This window comes from Arsenophonus apicola (genome assembly GCF_020268605.1).
In the GTDB taxonomy this organism is placed as follows: domain Bacteria; phylum Pseudomonadota; class Gammaproteobacteria; order Enterobacterales; family Enterobacteriaceae; genus Arsenophonus; species Arsenophonus apicola.
In genome coordinates this window covers 421,872-437,314 of sequence record NZ_CP084222.1, presented here as the reverse complement: position 1 = coordinate 437,314, position 15,443 = coordinate 421,872, and the positions used below count along the sequence as shown (strand labels likewise).

10 protein-coding genes and 2 pseudogenes are annotated in these 15,443 nt (G+C 38.9%); 7 read left to right on the top strand and 5 right to left on the bottom strand.

Going from position 1 to position 15,443, the window contains the following annotated elements; genetic code table 11:
- Positions 1 to 528: 528 nt before the first annotated feature.
- Positions 529 to 1,179: a hypothetical protein gene (locus LDL57_RS01845; protein WP_180558946.1), complete on the top strand. Its 651-nt coding sequence runs from the start codon at positions 529 to 531 to the stop codon at positions 1,177 to 1,179.
- A 342-nt stretch (positions 1,180 to 1,521) separates the two neighbouring features.
- A complete protein-coding gene (locus LDL57_RS01840; RefSeq protein WP_180558945.1) occupies positions 1,522 to 2,676 on the top strand; it encodes a hypothetical protein in 1,155 nt (384 codons plus the stop codon).
- A gap of 186 nt (positions 2,677 to 2,862) precedes the next feature.
- On the opposite strand, the gene LDL57_RS01835 is transcribed toward LDL57_RS01840, so the two are convergent.
- Genes LDL57_RS01835 through LDL57_RS01820 form a run of 4 tightly spaced genes read right to left on the bottom strand, consistent with a single transcriptional unit; the run spans position 2,863 to position 6,253 of the window.
- Positions 2,863 to 3,675 carry a MetQ/NlpA family ABC transporter substrate-binding protein gene (locus tag LDL57_RS01835; protein WP_225506889.1) on the bottom strand — a complete coding sequence of 271 codons (813 nt, stop codon included), beginning with the start codon at positions 3,673 to 3,675 and terminating at the stop codon, positions 2,863 to 2,865.
- A 20-nt stretch (positions 3,676 to 3,695) separates the two neighbouring features.
- On the bottom strand, positions 3,696 to 4,538 hold the full coding sequence (locus LDL57_RS01830) for a DUF169 domain-containing protein (protein WP_225506887.1): 843 nt from the start codon (positions 4,536 to 4,538) through the stop codon (positions 3,696 to 3,698).
- A gap of 36 nt (positions 4,539 to 4,574) precedes the next feature.
- On the bottom strand, positions 4,575 to 5,249 hold the full coding sequence (locus tag LDL57_RS01825; RefSeq protein WP_180558942.1) for a methionine ABC transporter permease: 675 nt from the start codon (positions 5,247 to 5,249) through the stop codon (positions 4,575 to 4,577).
- A 38-nt stretch (positions 5,250 to 5,287) separates the two neighbouring features.
- Complete coding sequence (locus LDL57_RS01820; RefSeq protein ID WP_180558941.1) at positions 5,288 to 6,253, bottom strand: methionine ABC transporter ATP-binding protein; 966 nt, start codon at positions 6,251 to 6,253, stop codon at positions 5,288 to 5,290.
- A 541-nt stretch (positions 6,254 to 6,794) separates the two neighbouring features.
- On the opposite strand from LDL57_RS01820, the gene xdhA reads away from it, so the two are divergent.
- Genes xdhA through xdhC form a run of 3 tightly spaced genes read left to right on the top strand, consistent with a single transcriptional unit; the run spans position 6,795 to position 10,430 of the window.
- Positions 6,795 to 9,080, top strand: coding sequence for a xanthine dehydrogenase molybdenum-binding subunit XdhA (xdhA, locus tag LDL57_RS01815; protein WP_225507442.1), 2,286 nt, complete (start codon positions 6,795 to 6,797; stop codon positions 9,078 to 9,080).
- Between the two features lie 4 nt (positions 9,081 to 9,084).
- The gene (xdhB, locus tag LDL57_RS01810) at positions 9,085 to 9,963 is read left to right on the top strand and encodes a xanthine dehydrogenase FAD-binding subunit XdhB (protein ID WP_225506885.1); all 879 of its coding nucleotides are present in this window, start codon (positions 9,085 to 9,087) and stop codon (positions 9,961 to 9,963) included.
- Entirely contained in the window at positions 9,960 to 10,430 is a 471-nt protein-coding gene (gene xdhC / locus LDL57_RS01805) for a xanthine dehydrogenase iron sulfur-binding subunit XdhC (protein ID WP_180558939.1), read from the top strand. Before xdhB ends, xdhC begins: the two co-directional genes overlap by 4 nt.
- A gap of 49 nt (positions 10,431 to 10,479) precedes the next feature.
- On the opposite strand, the pseudogene LDL57_RS01800 reads toward xdhC, so the two are convergent.
- Positions 10,480 to 12,263, bottom strand: a pseudogene (locus tag LDL57_RS01800) (sigma 54-interacting transcriptional regulator).
- Positions 12,264 to 12,922: 659 nt separating this feature from the next.
- Here LDL57_RS01800 and ygeW point away from each other — a divergent pair.
- Together ygeW and dpaL are read left to right on the top strand one after the other, a co-directional pair.
- Positions 12,923 to 14,110: pseudogene (gene ygeW / locus LDL57_RS01795) on the top strand (knotted carbamoyltransferase YgeW).
- Between the two features lie 69 nt (positions 14,111 to 14,179).
- A complete protein-coding gene (gene dpaL, locus LDL57_RS01790; RefSeq protein ID WP_180558938.1) occupies positions 14,180 to 15,379 on the top strand; it encodes a diaminopropionate ammonia-lyase in 1,200 nt (399 codons plus the stop codon).
- The last annotated feature ends 64 nt before the right edge of the window (positions 15,380 to 15,443 follow it).

Below are 15,443 nucleotides of genomic sequence, written 5' to 3'. Positions count from 1 at the left end.
AATTTTGATCACCACAAAAAAAGCAAAAAACAAATAACAAATTGTTTTTTAAATAAAAATTAAAATAATAGCACTTCTATTTTCGTACTAGTCACATGAACAAAAAAAAGTCATTTCTGACTAGTCAAAAATAATTAAATATAATTATCTTAGGCATTAAAAAGACAGTACAATTTTTAAATTACACCTTATAGTTAAATGCCAATAATAATTTTATAAATTATTGTTGTTAATAAATCATAATAAAAAAACCAATAACGATATATTTTCTCCAGCTGGGAGAAATAATATTGTTTACCACCAATAATAGCTAAATAAATATAATGGAGACACATAATAAAATATTAGCAAATTAATAATAGAATTATATAACTAAATAACCGTAAAAAGGATGTTGGTTATAACTATTTAAGACTAATAACTTTACTATATGCACATTATCTGTTGTAGAGTTTTGCAATTATTAGGACAGCAGAAATATCTTTTTATTTAAGTACAAAAACCCAAAAAGATAAATAGGAACTGGCAATGCCTAACTATAACGACCAATTTAAAGCTAACCCCCGAGAGTTTATCGCTAATAACACAATAAACAACATTATTTGGTTTCAAAGAGCCGTATCTTCTGCCGGTACATTCGAACAACAACAACGGATCCAAATGTGTGATGCAATTAAAGAAGCATCGTTCGATTTACAAATTCATAATAAACAGCAAAATGCATTTGAATTAGCATTATCCAATCAGCACTCAACTAACGGCAGTGCCATTAATGCTTATTGGTGCCCATTTAATCAAGGAACAGAATATTCTGGCTTCGTAGATGTTCCGCGTATTAATCCTAAACACAACTTTATTTTTACGCCAGCAATGAACGGTTGTTCATTAGATGTAGGAAATTCGCCAATCAGTAAAGACTTTATTCGTGTTTTTCATAATCAACATCCTAATAATAAAAAAATAAACGCTTTTATTCTGGCAATTACCAGTGACAATCAACTCATTCATACATTCAGTTTTGCCGAATATGGCACACCTATCCACCCGAATGCCTTTAATTTTATGTTTTACAGCCACTCACGTTGGTATGTCATTAGTCAACCGCAACAAATTGATATGTTAACCCTTAACGTTACATTTCGACCTAATTCAACCATTATTTGCCAACAGGTGACTTAATACACAGCTATTTCCAACATGGGGTTAAATGTATTTCAGCTAAATAATCATTAACAAAAAATTTTCATTCTAGTTTAAAACTTATAGCAGAATAAGGTTGTTAAACCATGGCGTCCTAGAGCCAATATATTTGTCATGTATTCGAATAGTTATTAAATAGAACAAGCAATCTCGCAGTAAAAGCCATTCTTAAGAATGACAAAATGTATTTTGCGAAATATGGCTAGCGACCAGACCTTGCTCATTAGAATTAATGATTTGTTTATATTGCGCTGATGGGCATCTTTATCTGCCGTGGATGACCATCATGATGATCTCATATTGACTGATACAGGATAAAAAATGTCTATATTTACCCTATTTTTTTGCGGTACTGGTTCAAATCGCAACGACAGTACACCCAATACTGTCCTCGAGGATAAAGATAAAAATAGTGCCTGGTTCTTTCATGAAGGTGAATTAATTTCCACTTTAGCAAAAAATATGGCTGCACAAGAATTTTATAGTTGGACCATTGTCGATGGCCCGGGTAGTGGAAATTTACAAGAAAAGGAAAAATGGGTAAAACCTGGTAATCACCATAATATTATGGGACAGTTGCTTGGCAAAGGATGGGAAAATAACGTAGCACATGCGCTAGCTGTGCTGAAAGCTGATCCTTCATTCTTTGCCCAACAACCAGGCTATATCGCGCAAAAAAAACAGTTCCAAATCCGAACCACCAATAGCCAACCCATCGAAGTCGTCAATTTGGTCGGCTGGAGTCGCGGCGGGGTAACCTGCCATATGATGGCAAATGCAATGGCTAAAGATCCTAAATTGTGTCATATCAAGGTTAATATATTTGCCATCGATCCCGTACCAGGTTTACTTCAGTTTGCTGAACATCGCACTAAGATTAAATCCAATGTCCACGACTATTATGTTGTCTATGCACGCCATGAAGCCTCGCTGGGTTTCACCCCCGTCATGCCCAATAATTTAGACGTGCGCGGTAAAATTGCGATTTATGCTATGCCCGGACGCCATGCTACGGTGGTGGGTAATGCGTCAGAAACCGGTGATGGGGTAAAAAAACTGCCAACAGATTTTACCGAGCCAGGCAGAATCGTGCGTTGTTTAGTGGAAAAACAATTAATATCTTGGGGAGTAAAACTTAATAATACCCTCTCTCTGACTGATGAAGCAATGTTACAATATTACGATATCATGTTAGCTGATCTGCCCAAATATCAGCTGATGAGAAAAAATGTCTACACCATAAGAGACTATTTTTCTGCTGAGCGGAAAGTAGGCAATGAAAGTCAAAATAAGAAATGGTCGGAATTAACCATGTTAGCAGCGCCTAATTTTAGTGGTAAGGATATTTTTATTAACCAACACCATATGAATTTATTTATTAACTACCAAAGTAGAATGCGTTTAAATGAGGCAGATATGGCTAAAAAATTTCCAACAACCTACCAGTTGATAACCGAATTACCCACCTACTTTTAAGCGCTAGCTGATTTACCAGATTGGTTTTACTAGTAGAGCAATGCGCAAAAGAAAGAAATCATGGCCAATTTAAATTGGCCATCGGCGATGATTGAAACTATAAATCAGTCATTGCGTTGATATTATTTATACTGTTAGTTAAAAACCAATAACAGATATCACTACACCAAACCCACGATTTGAATATTAGTAATAATCGAATACACCATTAAAATTATTTTGTACGCTTACTCGCACTGACTGGGTACGTACACTGTCAGCGAGAAGTTTTGCCCACTGTAGCTTAGCATTCTCACTTTTAACCACAAATCCTATTGGAAATTGCTGAGCATCTTTATCACGAATGATATAGGAATTCACCTGTTTGCCGGCATTATAGATATGAGTGAAAAAAGCCACTGCCCCATCCAAATCCGGTAACGCGCTTACGGTTTGTGTTTGATCTACGTCGATAAAAGTAATTTTGCGCGGATTCTCTATAATATCCAACAGACTGTAATTACTTTTTTTATTGGCATCCAATATAATTAAACCGGCCTGTTGCAGCATGGTTAGCGCGCGATCCATATTCATGGCATCATTCATAATGGCAATTTTAGCGCCGACAGGAAAATCCGCCAGCGAGTGGTATTTTTCTGAATATAACCCAATCCCAGTTGTGAATGGATAGGGTTTAACCATTACCAAATTGGCATTATTTTTTTCGTTAAAGTAGGCTAAAAACTTTTCATGTACCCCTAACCCGGCATCCACACTACCATCATTCACGGCATGTAAAATATTAACGGCATTATCCATAAAAACACGTTCAGTTTGAATACCGTGTTCGGCCATCACGCCGGCGCTAAAATCGACAATATCACACAAAATTCCGCTACAGCCGATTCGTTTTTTTAATAGGTTATGGGTATCAGAATCTTTCACTATTGATGCAAGATAACGACCTAATATAAACAAAACAATAACTATTGAAATCAACGTATAAATGAATTTCTTCATTGTAAATTCTCTTAGCAAGACTATTTTATAATTTGATTATTTTTGCGTCTATGGTATTCCAAGGTACCATAGCCACCCGTGTAATAGTTATTACCTAGCTTTATATCTATTTGATTAGACAATCCATACTTAGCGGCTTTCTGCAATATCAATTTTTTTGCTTTATTGCTATCCATTGGATTGGCCGTTTGACAAATGCCATCAATAATCTTATCGAGATAATGAAAAGGAATACCGATACTGATCTCATCATCATGCCACTTTGCCACATGACGCGTGCCAGAGCATAGAAAGGAGAAATTAACCTGATCCCGCTCAAAGGGATAAGAGGTACACTCTTGGCATATAGCTTGATTACCAGTAACTTTAGTATCCTTTAATTGACCAAAATGATAAGCATATCCTTGCACGATCCGCATCATATTTAAAGAATTAGTGACAATAATCACCACGTCGGGTTGGGATGCCGTATATAAAGAGAAAGGTTTAATTTCAATGCCTTGGACCTGATGCTGACAATATACCATATCCTTAGCAACTTGATGGCTAATGGCATAATTAGCATAGAGTCCCATTTGGTAACTTCGATGGCCGGAACTAATATCATTAAGGCTAACAATATCTTCTTCCGATTTTAAAACACCCAGCGCTCGCGCGCCTGACAGGCACGCCATTTTTTTGATATTAAGTTTACAAGCTGTACCAAGCGACGCATTTCTTACTGCCAAACAGTAGGGTAAAGGCGCTGAAGCTTCTGCTGTTTCACAGCGGTTATACAGCTCATCATTATATAAAAAACGAATACCAACAGGCTGACGTGCAAGATCAAGCATCGCTTCCAGCCACATATTTTGTGTATTCACAAAACCTTCCTTAACTATAATTTTCAATATAAAACATTATTTTAATTTTTTATAAAGATGACTACCGACACTTTGTATAATAAAGACCAAAATCGTTAAAACTAACACTATCGAATACATCATCATCTCATCAAAACGTTGATAACCAAAAGTGAGGGCCATCGCCCCTAATCCACCCGCACCAACCGCGCCGGCTAGAGTGGTGTTTGCCAATACTTGAATTGATGAAAAAACCAGATTGGAAAAAATGGCAGGTAAAGCCTCAATCAACATGACATTAAAGATAATTTGCCGATTGCTGGCGCCAAAAGATTTTGCTGCCAGAATAACTTTTTTATCAACTTCAAGTAATGAATTCTCAATTAATCTGGCAATCGCACAAAATGCCGATATGGTTAAAGGTACAACTGCCGCTTGCCAACCGACAGATGTACCAATAATGAAACGGGTGAATGGAATAAGTGCAACAATTAAAATAATAACCGGAAAGGAGCGGACAAAATTGACCAAACCATTAAGAGAATGATAGATAATTTTTTTTGGCATTAACCCATCAGGTGAAAATAAAACCAGAAAAACACCAATAAAAAAACCGATAATTAAACCTAATATCAACGACAAAAATAACATTTTTAATGTTGCTAATATGGCAGGAATAATAATTAACGGTAGATAATCGAAAACTTGGGTGGTTTTAATATTAAGAAACATATTTTCGACCTGCATAATAGTCAAATAATATAAAATTGTTAATTTATGGTATTAAAACAGATATCATTGATGGTAAAAAAATCTTTAGCTTTATGACAAAATTCATTTTTTATTGACAGATAATAAAAATGAATCAATTCGTTTAATAAATATTCTGAGCGCAAATACAGCATTTTAAAATTTTTACCAATAATATTGAACAAATCAATAATAATGGATCCGTCATTACTATGATCCGCTATCATTAATTTAAAGCCGGTTTCACCAGGTTTTATGTCAATATTTTCAAGCCCAACAAGTCGTCTTAATGCAGGCGGTTCAGTGACAAAAATATTTTTTGTTATTCCCGATAGCGTAATTTTTCCATTTTCAATAATCGACATACTGTTACAAATACGTTTCGCTATGTCTAATTGGTGAGTAACCATAACAATAGTCACATTCAAAACACGATTAATACGTTTAATAAGCTCAAGTAAAGCATGGCTAGTAACAGGATCTAAAGCTGAAGTTGCCTCATCGCATAATACCACCTTTGGCTGTAAGGCGAGAGCCCGAGCGATTGCCACTCGTTGCTGTTGACCACCAGATAATGCTGCTGGTCGATATTGCGACCTATCTTCTAAGCCAACTAATTCCAGCAGCTCTTTTGCGCGTCTATCTCTTATAGCGGGGGCAATATTCCAACATTGCATTGGTAGCATAATATTTTCAATAACCGTTTTTCTTTGCATTAAGGCAAAATCTTGAAAAATCATGCCAATATTTTTTCTATAACGACGTAAAGATAAACCGGATAAGTTCATAACATTAATATTATTACATTCAAGTTTACCATTACATCCGTTAAGTTCTAAACCATTTATACAATGTAATAAAGTCGATTTACCTGCACCACTGGCACCTAATAAGGCATGGATCTCACCCTGGTGGATATTTAGATTAATATCATTCAATAATATTTTATTTGCTATCTTCTTATTAAATTGATTGATTTTAATCAAAACCTTCATCCTTATCGTTTTAATTTTAATTAATATAATAAAATTGTTATTGTTATATTCTTTGATCTATTTCTAATAAAATGTCGTTTCTCTAATAATATTTCACTATAAATTATCATTTAATCAATTTTAATAAAAAATATTTTCAGCGAACACAATAGCAAATAATAAATAAAATAATTCAAGCAACCTTGCAGTAATAATAACAAATTAATTACAATGCATTAATCTAGAATAAATTCATTAAAATATAACCAAGTGATTTAATATTTATTAATTGACAAATAAAATAATAGACGATGAAAAAATTATCAAAATAATACTTTCTTTCTCAATATGAAAATGCTGTCATTATCTTATCAGCGCTTTATCTTATTAATCTAACAAAATTTAGCCTAGAGTTTTATCTGCCTCTCAATCTTATCTCTGTAATAAGCTCAATTTACACAATGGCATACATATTGCGTATTAACATTGATCAGTTTGATTTTTCTCAACAGGAGAAATAGCAATGTTAAAAAAAAAGGAAAAGTTCGAGGAGATGCAACTCGGCTTATCTTATTTGCGTATCGATGCGCTGACAAAAGTAACAGGGCGGGCAAAATATGCCGATGATATATCGATGGTAGGCATGCTCTACGCTAAATATGTTCGCAGCACCATCGCTCATGGCTTTGTTGCTGAAATCGACTATAGTCAGGCATTAGCGTTACCTGGCGTAGTCAATATATTTACCTGGCAGGATGTTCCCCAGATCCCTTTCGCTACTGCCGGACATGCCTGGACACTTGATGCGAAAAAACGCGATATAGCCGATCGTTTATTGTTAACTCGCCATGTACGCCATTTTGGTAATGGCATTGCTATTGTTGTCGCTCGGGATGAGCTCACCGCAGAAAAAGCCGCTGCTGCGGTAAAAATAACCTATGAAGAATTGCCGGTTATTACCTGCCCGGAAGCAGCTAAAGCCGCTGATGCAATAAATATTCATAGTAATGGCAACCTACTTAAACAAACTCAAATCACCGCTAATGAACCTGCATCAGCGATAGAAAAATGCCAACATCAATTTAGCGGACGTTTTACCACCCCGATTGTGCAACATTGTCACATGGAGAGTGTTACCAGTTTTGCCTGGATGGAACAATCCGTTCGTATTATTATCGTCTCCAGTACTCAGATCCCACATATTGTACGTCGTATCGTTGCGCAAGCACTGGATATGTCATGGTCTAAAATACGTGTTATCAAGCCGCATGTTGGTGGTGGTTTTGGTAACAAACAAGACGTATTAGAAGAACCGATGGCCGCGTTTTTAACCCTAAAACTGGGTGGTGTGCCAGTAAAAGTGATGCTTTCGCGCGAAGAGTGCTTTTATGCTTCACGCACCCGACACGCCTTTCGGATCGATGCTGAATTAGGCATCACTAGCGACGGAGTATTAAAAGGATATCAATTGGATGTCTTATCCAATACTGGCGCTTATGCTTCACATGGCCACTCAATTGCTGGTGCCGCCGCGAATAAAGTTGCTTATTTATATCCGCGCAGTGCATTTGGCTACCAGGCGACCACCTGTTACACCAATCTACCCTCGGCTGGCGCTATGCGTGGTTATGGCGCTCCTCAAGTTACTTTTGCATTAGAATCACTACTTGATGATGCCGCAGCTAAGTTAGGCATCGATCCGGTAGAGATCCGACTTATCAACGCGGCTCGCACCGGCGACAGCCACCCAATTAATCACTCCATTATCCAAAGTGCAGGCATAATTGAGTGTTTGACCAAAGGACGCGAACTATTTAATTGGCAAACGCGTAAAGCGGCCTGTCAACAAATGAGCGGTGATATTCGTAGTGGTGTTGGCGTTGCCTGTTTTAGTTATACCTCTAATACCTGGCCTGCCGGGGTTGAAATTGCCAGTTCACGCCTACTATTAAATCAAGATGGTATTGTGAATGTACAAATAGGCGCCACCGAAATAGGCCAAGGCTCAGACACGGTTTTTGCCCAGATGGTAGCAGAAACATTGGGCATGCCTGTTAATATGATCAATGTTATTTCAACTCAGGATACCGATATAACCCCCTTTGATCCTGGTGCATTTAGTTCGCGGCAAAGTTATGTCACCGCACCGGCACTACAAGAAGCCGCCCAGACGTTACGGCAAAAAATTGTTCAACATGCTGCCATTATGCTCAGTCAATCAGAGAGCGATCTCACCATTATCAATGGCAAGCTTGTATCTCTCAGCCAGACAGAAAAAATTCTCATGACGGTTGCCGATGTTGCGATGGATACTTTTTACAATCCAGAATTAGGGGGACAACTTTCTGCTGAATCTTCCTGTAAAACGACCAATAACCCGCCAGCATTTGGCTGTACTTTTGTCGATTTAACGGTAGATATTCCACTATGTAAGGTGACTATCAATCGTATTCTCAACCTACATGATTCTGGCCGCATTCTTAATCCTAAGCTGGCTGAAGGACAAGTCCATGGTGGCATGGGAATGGGAATTGGTTGGGCTCTATATGAAGAACTGATCGTTGATGAAAAAAGCGGTATTGTCCGCAATGCTAATTTACTTGATTATAAAATGCCCACCATGCTGGATCTACCGGAACTGGAATGTGTTTTTATCGACAACTATGAACCACAATCAGCATACGGGCATAAATCACTAGGCGAGCCGCCCATCATTTCGCCTGCGCCGGCCATCCGTAATGCATTACGAATGGCTACAGGTATTGCGATTAACTCCCTCCCTCTGACACCGAAAAGATTGTTTCGCGAATTTGTTCAAGCCGGGCTGATAAGAGGTTAGATTTATGTATGACATTAAAAATTATCACCGTGCTGACAATATCTCTCACGCGGTAGCTTTGTTAGAAAAAAAACCTACCGCTCGATTATTGGCCGGTGGAAAAGATGTTTTGATCCAATTACATCACCTTAATTCACACTTTGAGCATATTATTGATATTCATGATTTGCCAGAATTACGCGGTATACAGTGTGATCAGGCGGGTAATATTCGTATTGCATCGGGTACGACTTTCAATGAATTAATCAATCATCCAATTGCTCAGCAACATCTTCCAGCGCTGGTTGAAGCCGCTAGCATGATCGCTGGCCCGCAAATACGCAATGTCGCTACCTTCCTTGGTAATATTTGTAATGGCGCACCCAGCGCCGATTCCGCTTGTCCATCCCTTATCTACGATGCAACACTGGAAATTGCTTCACCAGAAGGGAGCCGTTATACCTCAATTAATGGCTTTCATACTGGGCCTGGAAAAGTCGCATTAGCTACCAATGAGATTTTAACCGCTTTTCATTTTAAAGCTGAAAATTATCGCGACAAAGGTGCCGCCAGCTTCAAATATGCTATGCGCGATGCGATGGATATCGCCACCATTGGTTGTTCTGCCCTTTGTGACATTAAACAGGGGAAATTTCAACAACTCAAACTAGCTTTTGCTGTCGCTGCACCAACGCCGATACGCTGTAAGCATGCGGAAGAAGCTGCTCGCGGCCAACCACTCACCCGGCAAACGCTGGTTAAGATTGGTAAAGCGGTGAGCCACGATGTTTCGCCAAGAACATCATGGCGGGCGGAAAAAGAATTTCGCTTACATCTGATCCACACTTTAACCGAGCGAGTCATAAATGTAGCTGTCATGCGCGCAGGAGGGAAAATTATATGAATGCCAAAACGTTAACCACGATCGATTGTCATATTAATGGCGTTCATCGTCAACTGACTCTATCACCAGCAATGTCACTGGCAGAGGTGTTACGGGCAGAAGGCTTACTTAGCGTTAAATTAGGCTGCCAGGTCGGTGAATGTGGTGCCTGTACTGTGCTCGTCGATGACATCGCCATCGATAGCTGCCTCTACTTAGCTATCTGGGCACAAGGTAAAACCATTCGCACCGTAGAAGGCGAATTAATTAACGGTATCGCATCAAAAATACAACAAGCCTATGCTAATACCGGTGCCGTTCAATGTGGTTTCTGTACGCCTGGCCTAATTATGGCAACCACTGCTTTTTTAGCCAAACCGCGCACCAAGCCATTAACGATTAAGCAAATACGACATGGATTAGCCGGTAATCTATGTCGCTGTACCGGTTACCAAATGATCGTTGATGCTATTCAATATTGCGAATAAGTTATCTCTGGGCATGGTATTTTTAAATCCATACCATCGCCCTTCTTCGCTAGCCAGAGGTCAATTCATAGCGTTTGATCTTATGGTATAAAGTAGCAATACCAATGCCAAGCATTTTTGCTGCTTGTTTTTTACTGCCATAACGGCTTAAGGCTTCACGGATCAACTGTTTTTCCATATCTTCAAGCACAACCGCACCATCAATAGCTTGTTCCTTTATTTCGATATTAGGAACAACCACTGTCTCAACCTTAAAATCATTTTTACGATGACTCACCAAATTGGGAGGGAGTAATGCCACATCAATAACATCGCCGGAAGAAGTGACATTAATCAAATATTCCATCAAATTACTCAGTTCACGTAAATTACCTGGCCAGTGATAAGCCTTGAGACGCTCCAACACCTCTTGTGAGATCCCTGGATACACCAGCCAAAGCGCTTAGTATGGAGATTAAGAAAATAGTGAATAAGTAATAGCAAGTCTCCCTGCCGCTCTCGTAATGGCGGCAAAGCTAAAGGAATAACATTCAAACGGTAATAGAGATCTTCGCGAAATTTGCCCTCCCGAACAAATTTTTCCAGATTTTGATTGGTGGCCGAAATAATCCGAATATCTACCGGAATAGCTTTACTGGCGCCAATCGGCTGAATTTCACGCGCCTCAATTGCACGCAATAATTTTGCCTGAATAACCAGTGGCATATCACCGACTTCATCTAAAAACAGTGTTCCCTGGTTAGCCGCCTGAATTAATCCTTGCTTCCCATTGGTTGAAGCGCCGGTAAAAGCCCCTTTCACATAGCCAAATAACTCACTTTCCAGTAGTTGTTCTGGGATAGCGGCACAATTAATGGCAATAAAAGCTTTGTTACCACGATGACTTAATTTATGAATCGCTCTGGCTACTACCTCTTTACCGGTACCACTTTCACCGGTGATCATTACACTAGAAGGGCTAGGCGCAATACGGCTAATCAATTTTTTCAACTTACGCATGAGTGGTGACTCACCAACCAGATGCTCAATTTGGGGTTCATCAGATTCAAATGTAGAATTGGCATAAAGCGGTAATTGATGAAAAGCTATCAAAAATATTTGATAATCCTGTATATTATGCAGTTGTCCGGTCAGTATTTCTGATATATCTCCGCAAGTGATCACATATTGCATATGACCACCGGTAAAACTTTCCTGATAAATTAGCGGCCGAATGGTAAATGTCTTGCCGATCATTTTTTCATAATTTAGATTGAGTATATTAAGTGCAATAGCATTGGCAAATTTTAATTTATTCCGACTACTTAATATCAAAACCCCTTGATCGATATTATCAATTAAGGTCATTAATGCTTTGCTGGTATGATTTACACCATTTTGTTCGTCTAATAATTTTGAAATAAAAATCGTCGAAATATGCTGCACATATTCAGAAAATTCATGTAAATTATGTTTAATTCTTTCCTGCTGTTCATGAGTAAAAGCCACCAAACTGATTACCCCAACACAAACATCCTGGAAAAATATCGGTGTGCCTAAAAACGCTTTTTCCTTACAATTTACCTTATTTTCACAATCGTGACACACTGGATCCAAGCGGGATTGAATGACAACCTTCTCTTTTCCAGTTTGAATGACGTAACGCAACAAACGCGAATTTCGTTCCAGCTTCTGCCCTAAATACTTTCCATAAGGCCCTGATCCAGCCACTCGTCTTAATGCACCGTCTACAATTTCAACTTCAAGTTGTAATACACGGGAAAGAACTTTCGTAAATCGCAGGATAGTTGGTTGGATCCGCATTAAAGCAGATTGAGAACTTACACCCAACATGATCATTTTCCTTATGTTCTAAATTTATTACACAACAAATATCGTAACTAATGAACTATAGGGCATGTGCAAATAACCGCACATCGCTTCCTATAGCCTAAATGATAGAAAAATGATTCTTCCCGATTACAGTCCATCGTAAAATATCAAGGCTCATTATTAAAATGATAATTCTGTATCAAAATTATCATTATGAATTAATAAATATCGATAATTAAAAATTAAATTTATATTTATAAATTGTAATTTAATTGTATTTTTATTATTCCAATAAGCATATTAATAAAGATAACTCTGTTATTTTTTAATTAATTTTTTTATTTATTATATTGCCAAACGATGCCATTTTTAGCCTCCGATCCTGATTAAGGATAGAATCATTTCTTAATGATAGAGTTATCATCTATACAGTACATGAAATATCAATCTGGAAATACTAGCAATAACGCAAAAATTTATTGTTTGCTTTCATTCCCTTACCTTAATAATCCTTTTCTGTGATTATTATCACGCTATTGTCTACCCACCATCCTTTCTTTTTTTACGCAAAAAAATTGGCATGCTTATTGATATCTCTTCAATAGCTTATGCAGATCCTTGGCTTAGTTCTGCTCAGCATATTCGCTATCTGACTAGCTATTTTAAATTAGGATTTTATGATGAAAACAATTAATAAATTGCTCAAGGATATCAAAGCACTGCACTCCAACCTTCACAAAAAAGATTTTTTGTTGACTTGGGAACAAAGTCAGGATGAGTTAATTCAGGTGCTAAATATTGCCGCCGTACTCAAAACTCTGCGGTCAGATAATATTGCAACTAATGTATTTCGTAATGGCTTAGGTATTTCTATCTTTCGCGACAATTCCACTCGTACCCGTTTCTCCTACGCTTCCGCATTAAATATGTTAGGGTTAACCCAACAAGATTTAGACGAAGGTAAATCGCAAATTGCCCATGGTGAAACAGTACGTGAAACTGCCAATATGATCTCGTTTTGTGCCGATGCGATTGGGATCCGAGATGACATGTATCTTGGTGCAGGTAATGCCTATATGCGTGAAGTCGGTGACGCATTGGATGAAGGCTATCAACAAGGTGTACTGCCACAACGGCCAGCATTAGTTAATTTACAATGTGATATCGACCATCCAACCCAATCAATGGCTGATCTAGCCTGGTTACGTGAACACTTTGGCTCGCTAGAAAATCTGAAAGGCAAAAAAATTGCCATGACCTGGGCTTATTCACCCAGTTACGGCAAACCACTATCCGTCCCCCAAGGTATTATTGGATTAATGACGCGTTTTGGTATGGATGTAACATTAGCCCATCCTGAAGGTTATGAACTTATCCCAGACGTCGTCGCCGTCGCGTAAAATAATGCCCAAGCATCAGGCGGAACTTTCCGTCAGGTTAATAGTATGGAACAAGCTTTCCAAGATGCGGACATTGTTTACCCTAAATCTTGGGCACCATATAAAGTGATGGAGCAACGCACCACATTATTACGTAACAATGATCATGATGGCTTAAAATCATTAGAAAAACATTGCTTGGCGCACAATGCAAATTATAAAAACTGGCACTGCACTGAAGAGATGATGGCGCTTACCCACAACGGCAAAGCACTCTATATGCACTGCTTACCGGCAGATATCTCTGGCGTTTCCTGCCGTGAAGGTGAAGTCACCGAAGGTGTATTCGAAAAATATCGCATTGCAACTTATAAAGAAGCTAGCTGGAAACCCTATATCATCTCCGCCATGATCCTGGCGCGAAAATTCGCTCAACCTGATTTGATCCTCGAGCAATTAATAAAAGACGCTGACAAACGCGTTAAATAATGCTGCTGCCCGGCCATCTATTGGCTGTTAATAGCATAAAAGTATTTTTATGAACAAATAAGGTTGGCTATGTCAATTTCCTCATTAAAGTTAGATATCGCGCAAAATCGCTTCTTTACTGGTGAAAAATCTGACTTGTTTTCGCGTAAAGAAGCAGGTAAGGCGCGGACTTTTCATCAAAAGATAGACAACTATCAACCAACACCACTCTACTCGCTAGATGGATTGGCTGATCTGTTTCAAGTTGGCAAAATATTGGTCAAAGATGAATCCCAACGCTTTGGTCTAAATGCGTTTAAAATGTTAGGTAGTACCTCTGCTATCGCCCAATTATTGTGTGAAAAATACCATATCAATATCGATAATTTCTCTTTTGAAAAGTTAAAACACAGTCTGACAGAAAAAATAACCTTTACTACTACAACGGACGGTAATCATGGGCGTGGTGTTGCCTGGGCCGCCAAACAACTTGGTCAGCACAGTGTTATTTATATGCCAAAAGGCTCAGCCCAGGAGAGAGTAGAGCATATTTTGGCGCTTGGTGCCGAGTGTATCGTCACCGATATGAATTATGACGATACCGTCCGCATGACAATGGAAACCGCCAAAAAGCATGGTTGGCAAGTTATTCAAGACACAGCCTGGCCCGGTTACAGCCAAATTCCTACCTGGATCATGCAAGGCTATACCACTTTAGCCGATGAAGCGGTGGAGCAAATGAACCAAATGGGGATCAGCCGACCAAGCCATGTTTTTCTGCAAGCTGGCGTGGGTGCCATGGCCGGTGGCGTACTTGGTTATTTGGCTGATGTCTATGGTGCTAACCAATTGCATTCAGTCGTCACTGAACCTGAGTTAGCTAACTGTCTATATCGTTCCGGTATAAAAGGGGAGATCGTCAATGTTGATGGCGATATGCCTACGATTATGGCAGGGTTAGCCTGTGGTGAGCCCAATCCGCTCGGCTGGACGGTCCTACGTAACTGCGCCCGACAATTTCTCTCATGCCAAGATGCCGTCGCTGCCCTAGGCATGCGTGTACTGGGTAACCCTTACCAAAAAGATCCGCGCATTATCTCCGGTGAATCGGGTGCGGTCGGTTTAGGGGTATTGGCAGCAGTGCATTACCACCCGCAACGCGATGCGTTAAGAAAAAAATTAGCTCTAACCAAAGATGCTGTTGTATTGCTAATCAATACCGAAGGGGATACTGACGTCAAACACTACCGCGAAGTTGTCTGGCAAGGCAAGCACCCAACATCAGCATAAGGCGCGACCCTTAAAACGCATCTTATGATTGCTGCAAAATAGGAATTTATAACGGGAGTAAACA